The sequence below is a fragment of the Corynebacterium sp. HMSC034B08 genome (genome assembly GCF_001835805.1).
GTDB classification, from domain to species: Bacteria; Actinomycetota; Actinomycetes; order Mycobacteriales; family Mycobacteriaceae; genus Corynebacterium; species Corynebacterium coyleae.
In genome coordinates this window covers 20,954-42,069 of sequence record NZ_KV825968.1, presented here as the reverse complement: position 1 = coordinate 42,069, position 21,116 = coordinate 20,954, and the positions used below count along the sequence as shown (strand labels likewise).

The following is a 21,116-nucleotide window of genomic DNA, read 5'->3' as shown; positions in this document are numbered from 1 at the left end:
TCCTTTAAGCTTCTTCTTTAGGGATGATTGTGACAATGTCGCCGATCTGGCAGTTGAGGACCTGGCAGATGCGTAGGAGCACGTCGGTGGTGACGTTGTCGCCGTTGTTGAGCCTGGCCATCGTGGTGGACGACAGTTTGGCTTCCTCGCGCAGGTCTTGCTTGAGCTTCTCCTTGTCTACCAGCAGCTTCCACAAGGGTTTGTAGGAGGCTTTGACTTGGAGGTCGAACTCTATTCGTTTACTCACTGTCGTTAGCCTTCCTCTTTTTCTTTTTGCTCCACGACCGGCCAAACAGCTCTCGTCCGGGTTCAAGATGGATGAATGCTGACTTAGTCAAGATCTGTCGGGTTTCCTCCGAGTAGCGGCTGATTTTGTCGATCGCGAGGAAAACCTGTTTTCTCTGACGTGCATACACCTGCGCGATTCCGTCGAAGGCTTGGTCTTCGATTGGTTGGACGAGCATCGAATCGTGGGCGACTGCAGGGAGAAGCGTGGTTTCCAGCATTGCTAGATCGAATGAAATCAGGCCGCGTTGGGTAGAGCCCGTTCCTGAGTCGTTCTCGATCTCGTAGGAGTATTTGTCGATCGCTGGGATCTGGATGCTTGGTGGGGTTCGTTCCTCGCGGGTGATTTCCCCATCTAGGCGCTGCATCGCTCCGTTGAGCTTGTATTCGATGTCTTTCAGGATCGATTCGGATGCTTCGTCGAGCGCTTCGGAAGCTTGCTTCTTGGCTTCCCTGAGTCGCTGCTCGTCATGGAAAGCCTTGTTGGCGTTGCGCAGTGATCTGATCTGGCGATCGAGTTCACTGTAGGCACGGATATCGGCCTGCGTTGCCGTGGGCGCGACGGAGAGATCCTCGAGGCGGGCGCTGAGTTGGTCAAGACGCTGCTGAATTCGCCCACGTTCTTCTTCCAACTGCTTGGTTTCTGCTTTGAATTCGGAGTCCAGAACCTGACGGATACTGCGGTGGAAATGCTCGATGCTCTCGATGTGTTCGATATTTGCCCCTGGGAAGAACTCGCGCAAGGAATCGAACTTCTTGGTCAGGTTGACCTCAGATGAGATCCCCTTTGCCTGTCGCATGGAGTTGATCTGTCGACCGATCTGGTTGAAGCGCCGCAGCAAGGGCTCGCGTTCTGCCTGCACCTCGTTGATGGCTGCCTGTTGAGCTGAGGTGTAATCCTTTGCAGTCAATCCTGCGCGGAGTCCTGCTTGGTCGCGTTCGGTCTCGAGGTCTTCGATTCGCTGGGTGTTGTTTTTGACCTCGGTGACGTTCCTTGCTCGGGGGAAGTCGTAGTAGCGCCCGGCGGCATTGAACAGATCAAGCTCTCGAACAGCCTCTTCCTTAGCAGCCATGAAGCCTTGAAGCTTGGTGTACTCATCAAACAGCTTCAGGAGACGCTTGACGCCGTCAGCCTGGGTGTCTCGCGGGTACGCAAGAAGCGGGTGGTCGACATCGGAGTTCTTCCGTTGCCAGATGCGGAAGAAGTTGCTGACTGCTTGACGGAGCGTGATGCCAGTTTCTTGAAGTCCATACTGGGTGCCGACAAAGCCCTTGAAGTCCTCAAGCGTCATGGTGCGCAGTGCTCGGTATTCCTTGTCGCACAAGGTAACCGCGTTGGGGGTGTCAGTGGCTCGCCGGAAGTAGTGCGTCTCGCCTCCGAGAAGGAACGCGAAGCGAATCTCGTGATGCCCAATGTTCTTGACGACATCCTTGGCTTTGTCGATGTAGTCAGAACCGCCGAAGCAGAAGTCGATGGCCAGCAGCGTGGTGGACTTTCCGATTGAGTTTTCAGTGTTTTCCGTGCCGAGAACCGTGTTGAGTCCTTCTTTTAAGCGCAGCGGGCCGGGGCGTTGTTTGTCGTGAAAGAACGCGTCACTGTCAAACTCGACCAACATAGTGGAGCACCTCCTCCGGGTAGAGCAGCTCGATCTGGCCGAGTGCGAATAAACAGTCCAACGTGTCGACGAACTCGTCCACGTCGGCAAACTTTGATTTGACCTTCTTGTATAAGGCAGCGGGACTGAGATCCTGATCGGACAGATGCGTCAGGATCGGTGGAAACTGGCTCAGTGTGGACTGCGAGTAGGGGGTGACCTTGCTAGGCAATCGCATCGAACACCTCACAGTTTTGAACGAAGAAGCACGTCACGATGACCGACGCGCTGAGGTTCACAGAGTCGGAGTTGGTGTGGATCCAATCAGCAACTTGATCGAATATCGCCTGCTGGTCGTCAGTGTGCTGGGACGCCTGGTCGTAAAAGTCGGCGACTTGCCCGGCGATCGCGTCGAATCTGCTGCGACCTCTGACGCCCTCGAGAGAGCGGAACTCTTGCTCGATGATGCGATACCACTTCAAGACATGAATCTTGATCCGCTCGGCGAGCTCAAAATACTCGGGCCTGACCTTTTCAGCGACTCGCACCGCGTCCAACGTTAGCTCCGGGATGACTCCGGTGACGATGCGTTCCCCAAGCGTTTCGATGACAGAGGCGATCGCTGGGTGGAGTTGCGAATCGAGCGCGGTGTCCTGAAGTGCTGTTGCAGCAATCCTACGATTTCGAATGTCTCGGAGCTTGTTTACGACATCAGACACTTCAAGCAACGTGTCATTGGTGGAGACCTGTTTGGCGCACTTGACACACACCGCTTCCCGGTCGGTCTCAGCGCTGCCGTCGCCAATGGTGAAAGAGACAATCTCGAAGAATGGTCGCCGTTCGCCTTTGACAGTTTTGACTAGTCGCTCTTTGCGGCAGACAGGACACAAGTCTCCATTGCGGGCTGCAAGCACGACATCCGCTTCGGTTACGCCATTGTTGGCTCGCTTCTTGTTCGTTCTCGAAATGGCAGATAGGAACGTGTCGGCATAAAAAGACACGTCATCCTGGTCTGCGGTGTACAGCAGGTCTTCTGCGGCGTCGGCACTGACTTCGGGATCATCTTTGATCAGTTCGATCAGCTCGGCTTTGAAGTCGCTCTCGCGCATGGGCGCAATATCTTGGGCGATCTTGCCGAACGCTTCACGTGCAGCCCCACGTAGTCCCGGTTGCTTCAGAACGGGCCCGAAGCCGGTGTGCAGCTCGACGTCCTGCTTGAGTAGCCCACTTACAGTCTTGGGCGTGCGCCACACGTCGAATCCATCCCTGTCGGCAACTGGAGCGAAGTCCTGAATCCAGCGCAAGAGCACCTCTACGACGTAGGCGTCGGTTGAGGTCATCTTTGGTCGCGCCGTCGACGGCTTCTTGGCTCCCTGCCTGGTCGGAGTGGTGTAACTCGCTGCTGGCTGGATGAGCACCTTTTGCAGGGCGCGCGCAAAGGTCGCGAAGCACAGCTGGCTCATCAAAAACCTCCCTCGGGAAAAGAGGACCAAAACAGCACCAAAACCGGGGCAAGGACTTTTTCTCGCCCGATTTTTAGTCTCGAAGTACTTCCGGAGGCGTCCGCTGAGTACCTAGAGATCGTGATCTTAAGTCTACCGCTGATGTCCTTCGAAGGAGTCTAGGACGCTCTGTGAGTGATCTAGACGGCTGCGGGACCTGAGTGGCCACGACGGTTCCGTGACCTACAAGTGCCGCGTGCTGATCACACAAGGCCGTCGACCACCAGGGAGACGCGTAAGAGAAGCAAGTGGCAGGTACCCGACCTACGGGTACCTGCCTTCTCGTTTCTCTGCCCATCTCTTCTGAACCTTCGACACCGAGCTTGCTTACTTAAGCGGGTCTCCCTCCTCAGGAGGGATTCCCTTGACAACACAACCAAATAGAAGGACTAGCGAGCCGTACTCCGTGCGGACCAAGAAGGTCAGCGGCAAGGTCTACACCCAGATCTACGTGCCTTCGACCATCTCGAAGGACGGCACCCAGAACTATGCGTGGATCGAGCTCGTCGACCCACCCGTTGGCGACGAGAAACTTGGCCTGAGTGCCGATGAGGTTCTCTCCTTGCTCTACGACCCGACGTACGTGCCGGAGTGGAAAGTCGCATATCTGCGCACTGCCTACCGCAGTTTTCGTGCCGTTGAGAACGCTCGAAACCGTGGCGACCTCTCCTATAGCGACTGGGAAGTCGAGGTCCACGACGGACCCCAGTATCTGAACGTCTTGGTTCATGAAGACCAGATCGACAGTGAGCTGGTTGTCGATTGGCTGCTGTCTCAGGTCAGCACCAAGCAAGCCGAGCACATCCGCCTGCACGTGTTTGAAGGGCTCTCCTTCGTCGAGATCGCGCGTGAGGAGCTGCCCGGTGCAGGCGAAGCCGACGTGGCCAAGCGAGCGAACAGCATCGGGCGCTCGGTCAAGCGGGCTCTGAAAAAGCTTCGCGAATTCATCGAGCAGGAATGTCCGGATCTAGCTCCCGTCGGGGGCGTATGAGTGCCCGGCCCACATGAAGGCCAGCACAAACCGACGCTCATCTGATTCATAAAGGAGGAAACGATGTCCAATCATCGTCTCAAGGTCACGTTGACTGACCAGCCCGAACCTGACGCTGCGGTCTCTGCCCGCAAGGTCAGCATCCGAAGCAGGATCGCCCGCAAGCTGCTCGGCAACCCACAGCAGCTCACCGTTCTCGTGCCGGGCAACCAGGTCCGCTCAGTAGAAATCATCCGCCCAGACGACGATCTCATGGCGCTGGCCCGTGCCGTCGGCGTTACCCAGAGTGGTGGTGATGCCGCGTGAACGTCACCGAAGCGAACCGCTACATCCCGGCGCTGAACCGGATCGCGGAGGGGGTCACGATGCTGGCCTCTGCGATCGAAGAGGCCGCGTGGGAATCGTTCGAGGATCACCCTGGTATGTCGGGGGCTCGCCCGATCGCCGCAGCCCAGCTCGCCCAGCCAGCACTGGAAGCTGCAGCCGAAGAGTACGTAGCGGCTCACCAGCCGCCAGCCCCGGAACCTGCCCCGGCCCCGGTCCCGGAGGTTGTGCGGGTGACGTTGGAGCAGGTCCGCACGGTGCTAGCGCGCCTGTCACAGGCAGGCCACACCGCGCAGGTTCGTGAGCTCATCCAGGCCGCTGGCGCGAACAAGCTCTCCGAGGTTGACCCCTCCAAGTTCGGGCAGCTGCTGGAGCAGGCGGAGGCGATTGCTGATGCCTGACCAGCACGCACTGCTCAGCGCCTCGGGAGCACACCGATGGCTTGCCTGCCCGCCGTCGGCAACGCTGGAGGCCGGGCTACCGGAGTCCACCTCGCAGGCTGCCGAGCAAGGAACCGCAGCTCACGAGCTCGCGGAGTGGAAGCTGCGCCGAGCACTCCATGACGCTCCGACCACGAAGCCGGTCTCGAGCTGGCATGACGAGGAGATGGATGCCCTGACGGATGACTACGTGGCCTTCGTTCAGGAACGGCTGCGTGATGTGCGGCAGGTGTGTGCTGATCCGCAGGTGCTCATCGAGCAGCGCCTGGATTTCTCCCATGTGGTGCCGGGTGGGTTCGGTACCGGCGACTGCGTGATCATCGCCGAGCCCACGCTTCAGATCATCGATTTGAAGTACGGCCAGGGTGTCATGGTCGAGGCCGAGCACAATCCGCAGCTCATGCTCTATGCCCTCGGAGCGTTGAACGCGTTCGGGTCGCTGTACGACATCAACGAAGTGGCGGTGACGATCTTCCAGCCGAGACGCTCGAACGTCTCAACCTGGAGGGCTCCGGTGGCCGAGCTAGAGGCGTGGGCGGAACAGGTCGTCAAGCCTCGTGCCGCGCTGGCTGCCAGCGGGGATGGCGAGTTCGCTCCTGGTGAGTGGTGCCGGTTCTGCAAGCTCGCACCCACTTGCCGGACGCGCGCCGAGGCGAACCTTGCGCTTGCCAAGTACGAGTTCGCACCCCCTGCCGAGTTCAGCGATGCCGAGATCGCACAGGTGTTGGCCCAGCTTCCGGACCTGAAGGCGTGGGCTGCCGATGTGGAAGCGCACGCGCTGTCGCTGGCGGTGAACCAGGGCAAGACCTGGCCGGGGTTCAAGCTCGTCGAGGGCCGCTCGATCCGCAAATACTCCGACGAGGCCGCTGTCGCCCAGACAGCTGAGGCAGCCGGTGTCGACGTGTGGGATCGCAAGCTCAAGACCATCACCGCGCTGGAGAAGCAGCTGGGCAAGAAGCGCTTTTCCGATCTCCTCGGGGACCTCGTGGTCAAACCCGCTGGTAAGCCCACGCTGGTGCCCGAGTCCGATAAGAGGCCCGCACTGGAGATCCAGTCGGCAACAGATGAATTCACTGCAATCAAGTAACGAACAAGAAAGTAGGTAAGACAAGATGTCTGCAACAAATCCGACCCGTGTGGTCACCGGCGAAGTTCGCCTGTCCTACGCCAACATTTTCGAGGCAAAGTCCATCCAGGGCGGCAAGCCCAAGTACTCCGTGTCCCTGATCATCCCGAAGTCTGACACCGAGACCCTGGCCAAGATCGAGCGCGCCATCGACGCGGCGATCGACGCTGGGATTGGCAAGTTCGGTGGCAAGCGCCCGAACAAGGCCGCCTTGAAGCTCCCGCTGCGTGATGGTGATATCGAGCGCGATGATGAGGCTTATGCGAACGCGATGTTCGTCAACGCCAACTCGACCACCCCACCCCAGGTCGTGGGTACGGACCTGCAGCCGATCCTGGACGCCAACGAGGTCTACTCGGGCTGCTACGCGCGAGTGAGCATCAGCTTCTACGCGTTCAACACGAACGGCAACCGGGGTATCGCCTGCGGGCTGGGCAACATCCAGAAGCTGCGTGATGGCGAACCGCTCGGCGGCAACCGGATCAGCGCAGAGGCCGACTTCGGAGGCTTCGCAGCAGCCTCGGACGACTTCCTCAACTAGAAGAGCGGAGAAGCATCATGAACGAGTGTTATTCAGCAGCGCTGTCCGCAAACACCACCACAGTCGTGGCACTGCTCGTTGGCGCTGTCCTCGGTCTCATCGTCATCAAGGTCTCCTCTGTGATTGCCGAACGGCGGGCAATCCGCCAGGATCGCAAGCGCATCGACAAGCTCATGGCTGATACCGAGGCTGAGCTCGAGAAGTACCGCGCTGACCACGACCGCTAACCCTTCACCCGTGCTGGGAGGACACCACGCCCACTTCCGGGAGGTGGTCTCCTCCCAGCACCCATTGTTTTCTAGGAGCTGTCGCGCATGCGTGAACTCTTCATTGACATCGAGACCTTCTCACCGGTGAACCTGGCGAATTCCGGGGTGTACCCCTACGCCGACCACGACGGCTTCGAGCTCCTGCTGTTCGGTTACTCGATCGACGGCGGCCCGGTCGAGGTCGTCGATCTCGCCAACGGACACCAGCTGCCCGAGAAGGTGCTGTCCGCACTGGTTGACCCGCTCGTAGTGAAGTGGGCGTTCAACGCCACGTTCGAGCGCATCTGCCTTTCAAGCTGGCTCGCCCGACAGTACCCGGAGCTCATGGCGGGCCGCAGATTTCTCAATCCTGCGCAGTGGCGCTGCACCATGGTCTGGAGCGCATACCTCGGCCTGCCGATGAGCCTGGACCAGGTCGCCACCGTCCTTCACCTGCCGGTACGCAAAGACAGTGCAGGTAAGAGACTCATCAGCCAGTTCTGCACCCCGGGCACACCCAGCGTCTTCAACCTGGGCGGGATGCGCAACCCGCCTGCGTCCGACCCGGACGGGTGGGAGCAGTTCATCTCCTACAACCGGCGCGACGTCGAGGTGGAGCTCGCGATCCACGACAGGCTGGCTGACTTCCCGCTCCCAGCGTCCGAGTGGGACACCTACGCCCTCGACCAGAACGTCAACGACACCGGCATCCGGCTCGACCGGGTACTCGTGGATCACGCGGTGGCATGCGACCGGCAGCACCGCGCCACCACGCTTGCCCGGGCACAAGAGCTCACGGGACTGGAGAATCCGAACTCACCGATCCAGCTCAAGGACTGGCTCGCCGCTCACGGCGCGCCCTTGCAGTCACTGACGAAAGACGAAGTCGCCGCCGCGCTCGACACCGCTACCGGCCAGGTGCGTGAGGTCCTCTTGCTGCGCGGTGAGCTTGCGAAGTCGTCGGTGAAGAAGTACGAGGCGATGCAGCACGTGACAGGTCGTGATGGGCGCGGACGAGGGTTCCTCCAGTTCTACGGGGCAGGACGCACCGGACGTTTCGCTGGCCGCCTCGTCCAAGTCCAGAACCTGCCCCGCAACTACCTGCCAGACCTCTGTGAAGCCCGAGACCTCGTGCGGACCGGAGACTTTGAAGCCGTGGAGCTGCTCTACGACTCCGTACCCGACACCCTCTCGCAGCTCATCCGCACTGCTTTCATCCCCGCCGACGGGCACCGGTTCGTGGTGGCCGACTTCTCCGCGATCGAGGCGCGGGTCATCGCGTGGCTTGCAGGCGAGACCACCACGCTTGAGGCCTTCCGTGACGGGAAGGATTTGTACTGCGAGACCGCGAGCCGCATGTTCGGTGTCCCCGTCGACAAGCACGGAGCCAACGCCGAGCTGCGTCAGAAGGGCAAGATCGCTGTGCTCGCCTGTGGCTATCAAGGCGGCGTCGGAGCTCTGAAATCCATGGGGGCGCTGCGGATGGGGCTCGCCGAGTCCGAGCTCCAGCCGCTGGTCGATGCGTGGCGGGCAGCCAACCCCAGCGTTGTGCAACTGTGGGCCGACATCAACGCCGCCGCCATCGAGACGATCAGCACCCGCCAGCCGACCAGTGTTGGTGCGCTGACCTTCACCGTGGAGTCCGGGATCATGTTCATCCGCCTGCCCTCCGGACGTCGCCTGGCCTACGTGAAACCCAAGCTGGGTGAGAACAGGTTCGGTGGCACCAGCATCACCCACGAGGGCATCACAACGGGACGCAAGTGGGGCCAGTTGGAAACCTACGGTGGGAAACTCACCGAGAACATCGTCCAAGCCGTCGCCCGAGACCTGCTCACGTACGCCATGCACCAGGTCGCTGAGGCTGGGCACAGGATCGTCATGCACGTCCATGACGAGATCGTCGTGGAGACCGCCACGGCCACCGTGGACGAGATCTGCAAGCTGATGTCCACCGCGCCCGACTGGGCAGCAGGGTTGCCGCTAGAGGCAGACGGGTACGCGTGTGATTTCTACATGAAGGACTGATATTGCTGGGCGGAATCGAGGCGACGATGGACATAGGAGAACAAGCTGAAGGCATCGAGGAAGTCATGTTTACCTTCCTCACTACCTAGTCGGGTTTTGTGAGCGCGGGGATTGCGATAGTGCCCGTGGATCCCTATAAGCAGGTTCTTAAAACCCTTGTGCTCTGATTTTTCCGACTCCGTGGAAAAGCTATTAATCACGAGCTTAGGGGCAGAATTGTTTGTTCCCAAAGCTGCGTCGAACAACTCCTGACCATCGTCTGTCAAGCTAGTAAGGATGCGGATGCGGTCAGGGATCGACTTGGCTGCCTCGGATATCGCGTGGAACAGAGACTCCGCGATCAGTTCTTGGCTGCAATACTCCATTAGGCGTTCGTGGGTACCGCGCCGCTGAAGTTCCTCCACGAGAGAGCTGGTGAGACGCTCGATATCATCGAATGTGCGTGCCGCCTCAGCGAGTTGGGTCAACTCGCCAGCATCGTCGATATGCCATCCTTCGGTCGCCAGCACCTTGTTGAGCAAGCGGCGCAAATCATTCCAACGCTGACGATCGGTGGTATGCCGTGCCGGGCTCATCGCAGTCGTTATGAACTCACGAGTGAGTTGACCTGCTTGCGCTGCGGACATTCCTTCCGTAAGCGCGCCAAACAGTCCTTCTCGCTTACTCCCGGCAACACGCGGTGGCGCACCAATGTCGAGGAGAAGCTCGTCGATTTGGCTTCCGCTTAGGCCCGGCAAATCGGTACTTGCCAGGACATTCGCAATACTGCGGATAGTCGAGCGTTGGGAGAAAGAATCGGACTGCATCACCGCTCCAGCTTCTCATGTGAGCGAGTGGCCTGAGTATTTCAGCAAGACCCGGGTGTCCGGATTCTTGCGCGCTCAGGGGCGTATGCGTGAGAGCCCGACGCGGCCGCACCCGTGGCTTGCTGGAATTCACGTCAATCCTGGCTCTTAGAAGGAGCCAGTCATGGCTACGAGAGATCTTCAGGTATTCACCAACGATGCCTTTGGAACGATCCGAACTGTCGAGCATGAGGACAAGGTGTATTTCTGTGGCCGTGATGTGGTCACGGCGCTTGGATACACCAATACCAGCAAGGCGATTCAGGATCATTGCCGTGGGGTTCCGTTTCGTTACCCCATCGTCGATGCGCTCGGTCGCACTCAAGAAGCCAGGTTCATCACCGAAGGTGACCTGTACCGGCTCATCTTCTCCTCCAAGCTCCCCGCAGCCCAAGACTTCGAAGCCTGGGTTGTCGACGAGGTCCTGCCCACCATCCGCCGCCACGGCGTCTACGCCATCGACGAGCTCTTGGACAACGACGAGTTCCTCGAGCACGCCATCATCCAGCTTCGCTCCGAGCGGGCCAAGCGGCTGGCCGCCGAGCAAGCCCTGCTCGAGGCCGCCCCGAAGGTCTCCTACTACGACGTCGTGCTCCAGTCGGACTCGCTACTGACCATCACCGAGATCGCCAAGGACTACGGCCTGTCAGCCAAGAAGCTGAACTTGCTGCTGCACGACGCCGGGGTGCAGTTCAGGCAGTCCGGCCGCTGGTTCCTCTACGCCCGGTTCGCCGAGCAGGGCTACACGCAGTCCAAGACCCACGAGTACGACGAAGGCAAGACCCGCACTCACATGTACTGGACCCAAAAGGGCCGCTTGTTCGTCTACGACCTGCTGAAGAACCAGTTCGGCCTGCTGCCGGTCATCGAGCAGGACGGCGGTGCGGCATGACGACGACTGCTCCCGGCATCGACCTGGGTTTCTCGCCCCACAACACGGAGGGCTACCCAGACCCCACCGCGTACAAGGCGCTGAAGAATCTCCAGCGCGCCGAGTACGGCTACCGGCCCTTGGTCTACATCTGCTCGCCGTACTCCGGTGACACAGAGAACAACGTGGGGCTGGCTCGCGCGTTGTGTGCTCACGCGGTGGCCCAGAACAAAATCCCACTAGCCCCGCACCTGCTGTTCCCGCAGTTCATGGACGACACCGACGCGAGCGACCGCGAGCTGGCGATGTTTTTCAACCGAATTCTTCTGAGCAAGTGCGAGGCGATCTGGGTCTACACGGCCCGCGTCTCGGCAGGGATGCGCGCCGAGATCGAATGGGCCCACCACCTCGAGCTGCCCATTACCTATTTCGACGCCGACTTTGAGGAGGTCACCCTATGAAGGCGATGACGATGTTCACCGCGCAAGTGGCAGGTCAGCAGAACAACGCCCACTACCCGAACCCGCACACCGTGACCACGGCAGCCGACCTGGAGGCGGTTACGCGGTTGGATCATGTGGTTGCCGAGTACGTGGGTGGCAGGCGCTCGGCTGGCAGTTTCGTGACCTCGAACTGCTTGGTGATGGACGTGGACAACTCCCACACCGAGGATGCTGCCGAATGGGTCACCCCGGCATCGCTGGCGGAGCGGCTGGCGGGTGTGGCGTTGATGACCGCCACCTCCCGCAACCACCAGAGGACCAAAGGTGCCCAGTCGCCCAGACCCCGCTTCCACGTCTACTTCCCAATTAACCCCGTAACTGATGCTGAGGCCTACGCGGGGCTGAAGAAGCAGCTCGCCGCCCGGTTCGTGTTTTTCGACCCGAACGCGATCGACGCTGGCCGCTTCATCTACGGCCACAATGATCCGCAGATCACCGTGGTCGAGGGTGAACGCACCATCGACGCTTGGCTTGCCGACACGGTGGAGGAGGACGTGTTCGCCCAGTGGGATGAGGGCACCCAGGCGATCGAGGAGGGTTCGCGTAACGCCACCTTGTCGAGGTTTGCTGGCAGGCTGCTGATTCGCCTCGGCACGACCGATGAGGCACGCGACTTGTTTGACCGCAAGGCCGCACGCTGCAACCCGCCGCTGCCCGAGGCAGAGGTGGAGTCGATCTGGAGGTCGGCCACCCGGTTCGCCAAGACGGTCGAGAACCAGCCCGGGTATGTGCCACCAGAGGATTTTGAGGCGAGCCTGGATTCGGTACGCCCCGCCGATTACAGCGACGTCGGCCAAGCCCACGCCCTAACCAAGGCCTATCCGGACTCGCTGCGCTACTCGGAGGCCACCGACTGGCTCGTCTATTACGACGGTGTCTGGTACGAATCCGCTCCCGCAGCCCAAGCCGTCGCCCAGGAGCTCACCGAACGCCAACTGGCCGAGGCTCACAAGCTGCTCGAAGACGCCAAAGACCAGCTCGCTGCCACGGGGGCTGCCATGTTGTTGGCGTCGATGTCGAAGGCGAAAGCCCAGGCCATGTTCAACACCGCCCAACAAGAGGCGTTCGCCGCATTCGAGGACGCGAAAACCTATGCGGCCTACGCGCTCAAGCGTCGCGAATCGCGCGGGATTACCAACTGCCTGAAAGAAGCCCGCCCCATGCTGCTGACCACACCTGAGCAGCTCGATGCCGACCCGTATCTGCTCAACACCCCATCAGGCACCTACGATCTGCGCCACGGAGCCGCATCGCGCCGCGACCATGACCCGGCGGACCTGGTGACCAAGCAGACCAGCCTCGACCCTGGCATCGACGGGGCGCACCTGTGGCAGGAAGCCCTCGAGGTGTTCTTCCAGGGCGATGCCGAGCTCATCGCCTATGTGCAGCGCATCGTTGGCTTGGCTGCGATCGGGCAAGTGTTCGTCGAAGCGCTCGTCATCGCTTACGGGGATGGTCGCAATGGCAAATCGACGTTCTGGAACACGATCGCCCGGGTGCTGGGCACCTACGCAGGCAACATGAGCGCTGATGTGCTCACGATCGGTGGGATGCGCAACGTCAAACCGGAGCTGGCTGAGGCCAAAGGCAAACGCCTCATCATCTCCGCCGAGTCCGAAGAAGGCGTGCGCATGTCCACCTCCGTGGTCAAACAGCTCGCCTCCACCGACCAGATCTACGCGGAGAAGAAATACAAGGCACCGTTTGCCTTCACCCCCTCGCACACCTTGATTCTCTACACCAACCATCTGCCCAGGGTGGGGGCGATGGATGCTGGTATTTGGCGCAGGCTCATCGTCATCCCCTTCGAAGCCAAGATCGAAGGCACGTCCGACATCAAGAACTATGCCGACTACCTCTATACGCAGGCAGGCGGGGCGATCCTGGCCTGGGTTATGGAGGGCGCGCACCTCATCCACGCCGAGAACTACCACCTCAAGGCCCCGGCCCGAGTGGTGGAGGCATCAGCGGCGTATCGGGAAGAGAACAACTGGTTCGCCCAGTTCCTCGACGCCCACTGCGACCTCGACCCTGGGCTGTCGGAACGGGCCGGGGACTTGTACCAGACCTACCGGGCGTGGGCGATGTCCACCTCCGGGTGGGCGCGTCCCATGGTCGATTTCAACGCCACCGTAGAACACCACGGCTTTGTCCGCAAAAAGATGAAATCCGGGATCAGGGTTTTTGGCCTCCAACTGAAAAACGAGTTTGACCAGCAGTAATAGCGCTGGGTGCAGCCTGGTGCAGACCCATATGTGAGTTTCCTATAGGGCATAAAAACTAGCCCTATAGAAAAGTCCAAAACGACCCTGCACCAGGTTGCACCCTCGGCAAAACACCAAGGACGTGTAACCCATGAACGAGCAAGCAATCGAACAACACTTGAAGAAAGCCGTTAAGGCGATCGGTGGCCTGTGCTGGAAATTCACCAGCCCCGGCACCGCAGGGGTTCCAGACCGCATCTGCATCCACCGTGGACGCGTCATCTTCGTCGAACTCAAAGCCCCCGGACGCCTCCCACGCCCCATCCAACGCCGCCGCATCCACCAACTCACAGACCACGGCATGGACGTAGTCGTCGTCGACAGCATCGAAGGCACAAAGGAGGTGGCTGATGCGCTACGAGCCGCATGACTACCAACGACAAGCCACCGCCTTCGTTGAAGACCACCCGCACGCCGCGATCCTCCTCGGGATGGGCCTGGGCAAGACGGTGATCACCTTGACGGCCATCTGGAATCTGCTACTGGACTCCTTCCAGGCCCGCCGAGTCCTCATCGTCGCACCCCTGCGGGTCGCCCGCGACACCTGGTCTACCGAGGCCGCCAAGTGGGACCACTTGGCAGGACTCACCATTGCCGTGGCCGTGGGGTCGAAAGCCCAGCGGCTGGATGCGCTTGCCGCCGAGGCGATGGTGACCGTCATCAACCGCGAGAACGTGCCCTGGCTGGTGCGCCACCTCGGCAACACGTGGCCGTTCGACATGGTCGTCATCGACGAGCTGAGCTCGTTTAAGAACCACCGGGCGCAGCGGTTCAAAGCACTCGCCGCCGTGCGGCCACGGGTTACCCGGATCGTGGGGCTCACCGGCACGCCAGCAGCTAACGGACTGATGGATCTGTGGGCGCAGTTCCGACTCCTCGACGAAGGCCAGCGCCTCGGACGGTTCATCACCCACTACCGCAACCGCTGGTTCGTACCCGATCGGCGAAACGGCCAGCAGATCTTCACCTACAAGCCCGCACCCGGTGCCGAGGACGAGATCTACGAGGCGATCAGCGACATCACCTTGTCGATGCGCACCACCGACTACCTGCGCCTGCCCGAGCTGACGGTCACCACGACGCTCGTCGACCTCGAATCCAAAGAGCGTAAAGCCTACGAGCGGTTGCGAGATGAGATGGTGCTTGACTTCGACGGGCAGGTCATCGACGCGGCGAACGCCGCAGCACTGTCAGGCAAGCTGCTGCAGCTGGCCTCCGGTGCAATCTACGACGAGGACGGCAACACCGTAGTGGTGCACGACCGCAAGCTCGACGCGCTCGAAGACCTCGTGGAGGCAGCCAATGGCCAGCCGCTGCTCGTGGCCTACTGGTTCAAACACGACCTGCAGCGGATCACCGAACGGTTCCCGCAGGCCCGGGAGCTTACAACCAGTACCGACATCGCGGCGTGGAACGCCCGCGAGATCCCGCTGGCGCTCATCCACCCGGCCTCAGCCGGACACGGGCTCAACCTCCAGCAAGGCGGCAACCTCCTGGTCTGGTTCTCCCTGACCTGGTCCCTGGAGCTCTACCAGCAAACCAACGCAAGGCTCTACCGCCAGGGACAAGACCAGCCGGTGACGATCACCCACCTCGCCGCAAACCACACCCTCGATGAGGCGGTACTGGCCGCGCTGGACAACAAAGACACGACACAGGCTGCGTTGATCAATGCGGTCGCCGACACTCTGGGAAAGCAGGCACACTCATGAACGACCACCCCATCTGGGACTACTTCGACTACCGCAAAGCCGCCATCGGCGTCCTCCAGGACTACGCAACCCAAGCTGTCATTCTCCAGCAAGGCGACGGGTACGCCAACGAGCTCAAAGCCTCACTGACCTCAATCGGCTCACCCCGATTCGACGGCCTGCCACGGGGCAACAACCCGCACGCCGGTGAAGCGCGAGTCTGCTCAATCCTCGACAACCTCGACGCGCTCAAAGCCCGCAACCAAAAAGCGCAGGCCTACATGGATTGGTTCAACCCGGCCTGGGAAAGCCTCAGCGACGATGACCGGCTGGTCCTCGAGGTCTTCTTCCTCGACGACCTCTCCGCCGAGGACGCCGCCGTCAAAGTCGCCGAACACTTCTACGTCGAACGCAAGACTGCCTTCGCCAAGAAGCAGCGCGCCCTTGCCCGCTTCGCGCGTCTCTTGTTCGGCAGAGACTGAAGCATTGGCGCGCATGAGTGTCGCAAAGAGGGGATGACTCTCAGGGTGTGCCTGTCGCATGCTGTAAGTGGTTGAAAAGTAGGTCCCGACCCCCAGACGAATCATCACGGTTCGTCTGGGGGTCGTTGCCATGAACGACAAGGGTGGTGAGACGGATGCCTTTCAAACCCAAGCGCCCGTGCTCCCAGCCCGGCTGCCCCGAGCTGACCGGCACCCGGTTCTGCCCGGCCCACGCTAAGGAAGAGGACGCCCGTTACCGCAACTACCAGCGCGACCCGAAGATCAACCGACGCTACGACCACCGGTGGCGAAAGATCCGCGCGGCCTACGTCGAAGCCCACCCGTTGTGCGAGGACTGCCTGGCCCGTGGCCGGTACACGCCCGTGGCTGAGGTCCACCACGTGATCCCGCTCGACCACGGCGGCACCCACGACGAGTCGAACCTGCGCAGTCTGTGCAAGCCGTGCCACTCGCGCCAGTCCGCGCTCGATGGCGACCGGTGGCGGCAAGCCCCTCGGGTCTACAGCTACTAAAAAGCGCTGTGTGCCCGCCTGTCGCGGCCTCCCTGCCGACCCTCACCTGTGCCAACCTCGACCCCGTTCGCCCGGCACGAGGCGACGTGGCGCGCTTGCCGAGGGGGTGGGGGCGAGCGGATCTCCACAGCTGGGCTGCTCCTCAGCGGGCGGGGCCAACCGCGCACAAAATCCACGAATCAAACCGGGTATTGACCCGCCGTCTTGAGCTGGTGCGTTTTACGGTGTCTGGTTTGGGGCTTTCGGGCTTGCCTTGTTGGCTTTCTGATGGGTGCGCAGTTTCTTGATGGCCCAGTCGTAGTGGCTGGGTGCTGCTGAGACCAGGTAGGAGCCCAACGAGGTGGTTCCTGTCCACGGGAAGTACTTTTTAGTGAACAGCTCCTCATCGGTGAAGCTTTCGATGAGCTCGATGATCTGGGAATGGCTCGAGCCCAGCATGTCCTGTATGTCGCCCAGTGACGTGTCTTGGTAGTGCTCCCAGATTTCCATGTTTAGGGATGGCGTGGTCCGCCACGTGTGAGGTGCGGGCAGGAATGGCCGGGCAGTCCCGTTTTGATTGGCGTCAACGAAGTCGAACAGCATTTTTTGCCACGCATAGAGATGGGCAAGGACATCGCGCAGATTCTTGTCCCTGCCCCAGTGGGGTTCAGGACGGTCGAAGTCAGCGCCGAAAAACAAGCCGACGCTTTCTATCTCTGGCCGCATGGAGTCAATCAATGATTGCAGCACGTCCCATTGGGAGGTGGTTGCTGTCAGCAGTTCCGTTTTCGTTTTCGCTCGGGCCATACCCAATTAGAACACAGGACGGCGAGGAAGCACTAGGGCGTGTTGCTAAATGGTGTTCCGGGGTGCGTGGGTGATGCTGGAGTCATGTCGAGAGGTGTCATCACCGACGAGGTCTGGGAGCTGATCGGGGACGTGTTCCCTGCGGTGAACACGAGGGGCCGCCCGCCGGTGGGCCGGCGCACGGTGGTTGAGGCGACCGCGTGGCGGTTCCGGACGGGGTCAGCATGGAGGGACCTGCCCGAGCGTTTCGGGAACTGGAACACGATCTACAAGAACTTCCGCCGATGGGCGACCGAGGGTGTCTGGGAGGACCTGCTCACCCATGTCCAGCGGCGGGCCTCGCTCGCGGGCGAGGTCGACTGGGTCGTGTCGGTGGATTCATCGATCGCGCGTGTGCATCAGCACGGTGCGACCCTGCCCCGGGGCACAGGGGGCTCCATCGAACTACAAGAGATCCGGGCCGGAGCCGTGTGACCACGCGATCGGCCGGTCACGAGGTGGTTTGACGACGAAGATCCACCTGGTCTGCGATGGGCGAGCTCGCCCGCTGGCGTTCGTGCTGACCGGTGGACAGGTCGCGGACACGAGCGTGTTCACCTGCGTGCTCGACGAGATCCGCGTCCCCGGGCGAGGCCAGGCGCGCACGAGGCCGGACCGGGTGCTCGCGGACAAGGGGTACCCGTCGAAGAAGAACCGTGCCTGGCTGCGCGAGCGCGGTATCAAGGCCACGATCCCCGAGCGCGCTGACCAGATCGAGAAGCGTCAAAAGAGGCCGGGCCGACCGATCGACTTCGGCAACGAGCAGCGGGAACGCTACAAAGGGCGCAACGTCATCGAACGATGCTTCAACGCAGTGAAGCAGTGGCGAGGGCTCGCTTCCCGGTTCGACAAGACCGCCCGCTCCTACGCGGCCGGAATCTACCTCTCCGCCACCCTCCAATGGATTTAGCAACACGCCCTAGAGGAGGTTTACGTCGTGGCCAAAGACGGCACCAACCGAGGCGGACGCAGAGTCCGTGCCGGGGCGAAACCCGAGGCGCTGAACGACAAGCTCGCCTCAGGTCGACCTGCCACCAGGCTCACCACACCGGCCGAGCTCGATGTGTTCGACCTGGACGGCACCGACATCGGCGATGGTGCGCTGCTCGCAGGCGAGACGATGCCTGAACCTAGCGAATACCTGTCGGCCGAGCAGCGCGACGGCCAACCGCTCGGTGCGGACCTGGTCTACCGGGAGACCTGGAACTGGCTGGATGAACGCGGCTGCACCGAGTTCGTCTCCAAACGCTTAATTGAGCAGTACGCGCAGGCGTTCGCCCGATACATCCAGTGCGAGCAGGCAATCTCCAAGTTCGGTCTGCTCGGCAAACACCCCACCACGGGCGCTGCGATCGCCAGCCCGTTCGTGGCCATGTCGCAGTCGTTCGGCAAGCAGGCCAACGTGTACTGGTACGAGATCTTCGACATCGTGCGTGCCACCTGCACCACCGACTACTCCGGCACCACGCCAGGCGATGAGGTCATGGAGCAGCTGCTCAAAGCCTCCTCCTAAGGCCCCTCATCCCGCTTGTTTCGTTTCTGGCCTGCCCGGCACCCGGGCGGGCTTTCTTGTTGTTCGCATTTGTGAAAGGAGCCCTCGCGTGTCTGTAGTGCGAAGTGCTGAATCTGTGTGTATCGGCCACCCCGACAAGCTGTGCGACCTGATCGCAGATCACATCCTCGATGACATCCTTACCCGCGACCCGGCGGCACGCGTGGCCGTTGAGGTCATGGCGAGTGGCAGGCGCATCATCGTCACCGGCGAGATCACCACCACCATCCGGCCGCAGCTGCGCGCCTGCGCGCGGGAGGCGCTGCGCCGGGCCGGGTACAACCCGAACCGGTTTGTCATCTACGTGTGGGTGCGCCGCCAATCCGCCGACATCGGCGCAGGTGTTACAACCTCCATCGAGGCGCGTGCAGGTGATGAGTCGGCGTATGCGAGCCTGGGGGCGGGTGACCAGGGCACCGTCTACGGGTACGCCACGAGCGAGACGCCCCAGCGCCTGCCGCTGCCGCTCGTGCTCGCCCACGAGATCTGCCGCCGCCTCGATACAGCCCGCACCGACGGCACGATCCGTGGGATCGGCCCCGACGGCAAATCCCAAGTCAGTGTGGTCTACGACGAGCTGGGCACTCCGGTCGGCATCGACACCGTGATCGTCTCAATCCAGCACAATGCAGACAAAGACGCTTGAACGGGAGGTGCGCACGCTGGTCGTCGCCCCGGCCATCGAGGCGCACCTGCCCGGTGCCACGGCTGAGCGCGTGTTGGTCAACCCGTCCGGTCGGTTTGTCACCGGTGGGCCCACCGCTGACACCGGGCTGACCGGACGCAAGCTCATGGTCGACACCTACGGTGGGCTCGGCCCGCACGGCGGTGGCGCGTTCTCGGGTAAGGACCCCTCCAAGGTCGACCGAACGGGCGCGTACATGGCGCGGCTCATCGCGAAAACCGTGGTGGATGCGCGCCTGGCCGAAGAATGCCACGTCGCTATCTCCTATGCGATTGGTAAGGCTGACCCGGTCGCGTTCCGCATCGACACCTTCGGCACCGGTCAGCACCCGGATTGGCTGCTCACCGACGCCGCCCAGGCGGTCTTCCCGCTGCGACCGGCCGCGATGATCGAACACCTGCACCTGCGTTCTCCGATCTACGCGAAGCTGTCCACCTACGGGCACATGGGACATGGTCTGAGCGAGTGGGAATGGACGCTGCCGTTTACCGACAAGCTCAAGACGGAGGTGAAGGACCGTGCTCATCAAGCAGCTACCCATCAGTGAGCTCGAGCCCGCCGACTACAACCCGCGTAAGGACCTGAAGCCCGGCGATGCGGACTACGAGAAACTCAAGCGGTCGCTGACCGAGTTCGGTTACGTCGAGCCGGTGATCTACAACCGCACCACCGGTCACGTCGTCGGCGGCCACCAGCGCCTGAAAGTGCTCGCTGACCTCGGCCATACCGATGTTGACTGCGTGGTCGTCGAACTGGACGAGACCCGCGAGAAGGCCCTGAACGTCGCATTGAACAAGATCAGCGGCGACTGGGATGAATCCAAGCTGGCCCTGCTCATCGCCGACCTGGACGCGGCCGACTTTGATGCTGAGCTCACCGGCTTCGACGATGACGAAATCCAGGCGATGATTGGTTCCCTCGACGATGACGAGGTCACCGATGACGGCTTCGATCTCACCGCCGCGCTCGAGGCCGCCTCCTTCGTCCAGCGCGGGGACATCTGGACCATCGGCAGGCACCGGCTGGTCTGCGGGGACGCTACCAACGCAGACGATGTCGCGGTGCTCATGGATGGCAAGAGCGCGAACCTGGTGCTTACCGACCCGCCCTACAACGTCGCCTTCGAGTCCTCCGACGGGCTCACGATCAAAAACGACGCGATGAAGGCCGACTCGTTCTACGAGTTCCTACTCGCGGCGTTTACCAACATGGCGGGTGTTCTCGACAAGGGCGGGTCGGCGTATGTGTTTCACGCCGACACCGAAGGGCTGAACTTCCGCAAAGCGTTCATCGATGCCGGGTTCAAGCTCTCCGGCTGCTGCATCTGGGTCAAAGACTCCCTCGTGCTGGGACGCTCGCCGTACCAGTGGCAGCACGAACCGGTCCTCTACGGGTGGAAGCAGGGAGCCAAGCACAAGTGGTTCGCTGACCGGAAACAGACCACGATCTGGAACTTCGCCAAGCCGCGAAAGAACTCCGACCACCCGACGAGCAAGCCGCTGGACCTGCTGGCCTATCCGATCCGCAACTCCACCCAGGCCAACGCGATCATCCTCGACACCTTCGCTGGCAGCGGTTCGACCCTGATGGCCGCCGAGCAGACCGACCGCATCGCCTACCTCATGGAGTTGGACGAGAAGTACGCCTCGGTGATCCTGCGCCGCTACGCCGAGGCGACCGGGGATGCGGCCGGGATCACCTGCCAGCGCGACGGCACCCAGTACGCCTACCTGGATCTGGTCAAACAGGTCGACCGCGACCGCGAATAAAACCCCGCAATATGCA

General features: G+C 61.5%; 23 protein-coding genes and 1 pseudogene. 18 read left to right on the top strand and 6 right to left on the bottom strand.

Annotated elements, in window-relative coordinates:
• Window positions 1–4: 4 nt before the first annotated feature.
• Genes HMPREF2656_RS09160 through HMPREF2656_RS09145 form a run of 4 tightly spaced genes read right to left on the bottom strand, consistent with a single transcriptional unit; the run spans window position 5 to window position 3,343 of the window.
• Complete coding sequence (locus HMPREF2656_RS09160) at window positions 5–247, bottom strand: helix-turn-helix domain-containing protein (RefSeq protein ID WP_005295494.1); 243 nt, start codon at window positions 245–247, stop codon at window positions 5–7.
• On the bottom strand, window positions 240–1,901 hold the full coding sequence (locus tag HMPREF2656_RS09155; RefSeq protein ID WP_005295496.1) for a DUF2326 domain-containing protein: 1,662 nt from the start codon (window positions 1,899–1,901) through the stop codon (window positions 240–242). Before HMPREF2656_RS09155 ends, HMPREF2656_RS09160 begins: the two co-directional genes overlap by 8 nt.
• Window positions 1,885–2,118 (bottom strand): ABC-three component system middle component 7, encoded by a 234-nt coding sequence (locus HMPREF2656_RS09150; RefSeq protein ID WP_005295497.1) that lies wholly within the window; start codon window positions 2,116–2,118, stop codon window positions 1,885–1,887. Before HMPREF2656_RS09150 ends, HMPREF2656_RS09155 begins: the two co-directional genes overlap by 17 nt.
• On the bottom strand, window positions 2,105–3,343 hold the full coding sequence (locus HMPREF2656_RS09145) for an ABC-three component system protein (RefSeq protein WP_005295500.1): 1,239 nt from the start codon (window positions 3,341–3,343) through the stop codon (window positions 2,105–2,107). The genes HMPREF2656_RS09150 and HMPREF2656_RS09145 overlap by 14 nt, the downstream gene beginning before the upstream one ends.
• Window positions 3,344–3,788: 445 nt before the next feature.
• On the opposite strand from HMPREF2656_RS09145, the gene HMPREF2656_RS09140 reads away from it, so the two are divergent.
• The 7 genes from HMPREF2656_RS09140 to HMPREF2656_RS09110 all read left to right on the top strand — a co-directional run bounded on the left by HMPREF2656_RS09140 (window position 3,789) and on the right by HMPREF2656_RS09110 (window position 9,080).
• The gene (locus HMPREF2656_RS09140) at window positions 3,789–4,373 is read left to right on the top strand and encodes a sigma-70 RNA polymerase sigma factor region 4 domain-containing protein (protein WP_005295504.1); all 585 of its coding nucleotides are present in this window, start codon (window positions 3,789–3,791) and stop codon (window positions 4,371–4,373) included.
• 63 nt (window positions 4,374–4,436) lie between these two features.
• Window positions 4,437–4,679, top strand: coding sequence for a hypothetical protein (locus HMPREF2656_RS09135; RefSeq protein WP_070816453.1), 243 nt, complete (start codon window positions 4,437–4,439; stop codon window positions 4,677–4,679).
• Window positions 4,676–5,098 carry a hypothetical protein gene (locus HMPREF2656_RS09130; protein ID WP_005295510.1) on the top strand — a complete coding sequence of 141 codons (423 nt, stop codon included), beginning with the start codon at window positions 4,676–4,678 and terminating at the stop codon, window positions 5,096–5,098. Before HMPREF2656_RS09135 ends, HMPREF2656_RS09130 begins: the two co-directional genes overlap by 4 nt.
• On the top strand, window positions 5,091–6,224 hold the full coding sequence (locus HMPREF2656_RS09125; RefSeq protein ID WP_005295513.1) for a DUF2800 domain-containing protein: 1,134 nt from the start codon (window positions 5,091–5,093) through the stop codon (window positions 6,222–6,224). The genes HMPREF2656_RS09130 and HMPREF2656_RS09125 overlap by 8 nt, the downstream gene beginning before the upstream one ends.
• Before the next feature lie 25 nt (window positions 6,225–6,249).
• Complete coding sequence (locus tag HMPREF2656_RS09120; protein ID WP_013888887.1) at window positions 6,250–6,804, top strand: DUF2815 family protein; 555 nt, start codon at window positions 6,250–6,252, stop codon at window positions 6,802–6,804.
• Window positions 6,805–6,821: 17 nt separating this feature from the next.
• The gene (locus HMPREF2656_RS09115; protein ID WP_005295518.1) at window positions 6,822–7,031 is read left to right on the top strand and encodes a LapA family protein; all 210 of its coding nucleotides are present in this window, start codon (window positions 6,822–6,824) and stop codon (window positions 7,029–7,031) included.
• A gap of 87 nt (window positions 7,032–7,118) precedes the next feature.
• Window positions 7,119–9,080 (top strand): DNA polymerase, encoded by a 1,962-nt coding sequence (locus HMPREF2656_RS09110; protein WP_070816451.1) that lies wholly within the window; start codon window positions 7,119–7,121, stop codon window positions 9,078–9,080.
• Here HMPREF2656_RS09110 and HMPREF2656_RS09105 read toward each other — a convergent pair.
• Window positions 9,065–9,886 carry a TIGR02391 family protein gene (locus HMPREF2656_RS09105; RefSeq protein ID WP_005295521.1) on the bottom strand — a complete coding sequence of 274 codons (822 nt, stop codon included), beginning with the start codon at window positions 9,884–9,886 and terminating at the stop codon, window positions 9,065–9,067. The genes HMPREF2656_RS09110 and HMPREF2656_RS09105 overlap by 16 nt on opposite strands.
• A gap of 163 nt (window positions 9,887–10,049) precedes the next feature.
• On the opposite strand from HMPREF2656_RS09105, the gene HMPREF2656_RS09100 reads away from it, so the two are divergent.
• From HMPREF2656_RS09100 to HMPREF2656_RS09070, 7 genes are all read left to right on the top strand, one after another.
• The gene (locus tag HMPREF2656_RS09100) at window positions 10,050–10,817 is read left to right on the top strand and encodes a phage antirepressor (protein ID WP_070816449.1); all 768 of its coding nucleotides are present in this window, start codon (window positions 10,050–10,052) and stop codon (window positions 10,815–10,817) included.
• Window positions 10,814–11,257 (top strand): DUF7768 domain-containing protein, encoded by a 444-nt coding sequence (locus HMPREF2656_RS09095; protein ID WP_070816447.1) that lies wholly within the window; start codon window positions 10,814–10,816, stop codon window positions 11,255–11,257. The genes HMPREF2656_RS09100 and HMPREF2656_RS09095 overlap by 4 nt, the downstream gene beginning before the upstream one ends.
• A complete protein-coding gene (locus HMPREF2656_RS09090) occupies window positions 11,254–13,521 on the top strand; it encodes a phage/plasmid primase, P4 family (RefSeq protein WP_007000794.1) in 2,268 nt (755 codons plus the stop codon). The genes HMPREF2656_RS09095 and HMPREF2656_RS09090 overlap by 4 nt, the downstream gene beginning before the upstream one ends.
• Window positions 13,522–13,654: 133 nt before the next feature.
• Entirely contained in the window at window positions 13,655–13,933 is a 279-nt protein-coding gene (locus HMPREF2656_RS09085) for a VRR-NUC domain-containing protein (protein WP_070816446.1), read from the top strand.
• Window positions 13,914–15,275, top strand: a complete 1,362-nt coding sequence (locus HMPREF2656_RS09080; RefSeq protein ID WP_070816444.1) for a DEAD/DEAH box helicase — start codon at window positions 13,914–13,916, stop codon at window positions 15,273–15,275. The genes HMPREF2656_RS09085 and HMPREF2656_RS09080 overlap by 20 nt, the downstream gene beginning before the upstream one ends.
• Window positions 15,272–15,736 carry a hypothetical protein gene (locus HMPREF2656_RS09075; protein ID WP_005295537.1) on the top strand — a complete coding sequence of 155 codons (465 nt, stop codon included), beginning with the start codon at window positions 15,272–15,274 and terminating at the stop codon, window positions 15,734–15,736. Before HMPREF2656_RS09080 ends, HMPREF2656_RS09075 begins: the two co-directional genes overlap by 4 nt.
• A gap of 155 nt (window positions 15,737–15,891) precedes the next feature.
• Window positions 15,892–16,269 (top strand): HNH endonuclease, encoded by a 378-nt coding sequence (locus HMPREF2656_RS09070; RefSeq protein ID WP_005295540.1) that lies wholly within the window; start codon window positions 15,892–15,894, stop codon window positions 16,267–16,269.
• Window positions 16,270–16,488: 219 nt separating this feature from the next.
• On the opposite strand, the gene HMPREF2656_RS09065 is transcribed toward HMPREF2656_RS09070, so the two are convergent.
• Window positions 16,489–17,055 (bottom strand): ClbS/DfsB family four-helix bundle protein, encoded by a 567-nt coding sequence (locus tag HMPREF2656_RS09065; protein WP_005295544.1) that lies wholly within the window; start codon window positions 17,053–17,055, stop codon window positions 16,489–16,491.
• Between the two features lie 84 nt (window positions 17,056–17,139).
• Between HMPREF2656_RS09065 and HMPREF2656_RS12555 the strand changes: the two genes are divergently transcribed.
• The 4 genes and pseudogenes from HMPREF2656_RS12555 (at window position 17,140) to HMPREF2656_RS09040 (ending at window position 21,100) form a co-directional block, all read left to right on the top strand.
• Window positions 17,140–18,004 (top strand): IS5 family transposase gene (locus tag HMPREF2656_RS12555; protein WP_370510479.1). Its coding sequence is split into 2 segments (ribosomal slippage): window positions 17,140–17,480 and window positions 17,479–18,004, totalling 867 coding nucleotides; the frame shifts between segments, so codons are not numbered across the junction.
• Window positions 18,005–18,031: 27 nt separating this feature from the next.
• A complete protein-coding gene (locus tag HMPREF2656_RS09050) occupies window positions 18,032–18,607 on the top strand; it encodes a P27 family phage terminase small subunit (protein ID WP_005295551.1) in 576 nt (191 codons plus the stop codon).
• Between the two features lie 88 nt (window positions 18,608–18,695).
• Window positions 18,696–19,878, top strand: a pseudogene (gene metK / locus HMPREF2656_RS13630) (methionine adenosyltransferase).
• Entirely contained in the window at window positions 19,850–21,100 is a 1,251-nt protein-coding gene (locus HMPREF2656_RS09040; protein ID WP_005295556.1) for a site-specific DNA-methyltransferase, read from the top strand. The pseudogene metK and the gene HMPREF2656_RS09040 overlap by 29 nt, the downstream one beginning before the upstream one ends.
• The last annotated feature ends 16 nt before the right edge of the window (window positions 21,101–21,116 follow it).

Coding starts and splice junctions, on each gene's coding strand:
- HMPREF2656_RS09155 (WP_005295496.1), bottom strand. CDS start 1,901: ATGTTGGTCGAGTTTGACAGTGACGCGTTCTTTCACGACAAACAACGC.
- HMPREF2656_RS09150 (WP_005295497.1), bottom strand. CDS start 2,118: ATGCGATTGCCTAGCAAGGTCACCCCCTACTCGCAGTCCACACTGAGC.
- HMPREF2656_RS09145 (WP_005295500.1), bottom strand. CDS start 3,343: ATGAGCCAGCTGTGCTTCGCGACCTTTGCGCGCGCCCTGCAAAAGGTG.
- HMPREF2656_RS09135 (WP_070816453.1), top strand. CDS start 4,437: ATGTCCAATCATCGTCTCAAGGTCACGTTGACTGACCAGCCCGAACCT.
- HMPREF2656_RS09125 (WP_005295513.1), top strand. CDS start 5,091: ATGCCTGACCAGCACGCACTGCTCAGCGCCTCGGGAGCACACCGATGG.
- HMPREF2656_RS09120 (WP_013888887.1), top strand. CDS start 6,250: ATGTCTGCAACAAATCCGACCCGTGTGGTCACCGGCGAAGTTCGCCTG.
- HMPREF2656_RS09115 (WP_005295518.1), top strand. CDS start 6,822: ATGAACGAGTGTTATTCAGCAGCGCTGTCCGCAAACACCACCACAGTC.
- HMPREF2656_RS09110 (WP_070816451.1), top strand. CDS start 7,119: ATGCGTGAACTCTTCATTGACATCGAGACCTTCTCACCGGTGAACCTG.
- HMPREF2656_RS09105 (WP_005295521.1), bottom strand. CDS start 9,886: ATGCAGTCCGATTCTTTCTCCCAACGCTCGACTATCCGCAGTATTGCG.
- HMPREF2656_RS09100 (WP_070816449.1), top strand. CDS start 10,050: ATGGCTACGAGAGATCTTCAGGTATTCACCAACGATGCCTTTGGAACG.
- HMPREF2656_RS09095 (WP_070816447.1), top strand. CDS start 10,814: ATGACGACGACTGCTCCCGGCATCGACCTGGGTTTCTCGCCCCACAAC.
- HMPREF2656_RS09090 (WP_007000794.1), top strand. CDS start 11,254: ATGAAGGCGATGACGATGTTCACCGCGCAAGTGGCAGGTCAGCAGAAC.
- HMPREF2656_RS09085 (WP_070816446.1), top strand. CDS start 13,655: ATGAACGAGCAAGCAATCGAACAACACTTGAAGAAAGCCGTTAAGGCG.
- HMPREF2656_RS09080 (WP_070816444.1), top strand. CDS start 13,914: ATGCGCTACGAGCCGCATGACTACCAACGACAAGCCACCGCCTTCGTT.
- HMPREF2656_RS09075 (WP_005295537.1), top strand. CDS start 15,272: ATGAACGACCACCCCATCTGGGACTACTTCGACTACCGCAAAGCCGCC.
- HMPREF2656_RS09070 (WP_005295540.1), top strand. CDS start 15,892: ATGCCTTTCAAACCCAAGCGCCCGTGCTCCCAGCCCGGCTGCCCCGAG.
- HMPREF2656_RS09065 (WP_005295544.1), bottom strand. CDS start 17,055: ATGGCCCGAGCGAAAACGAAAACGGAACTGCTGACAGCAACCACCTCC.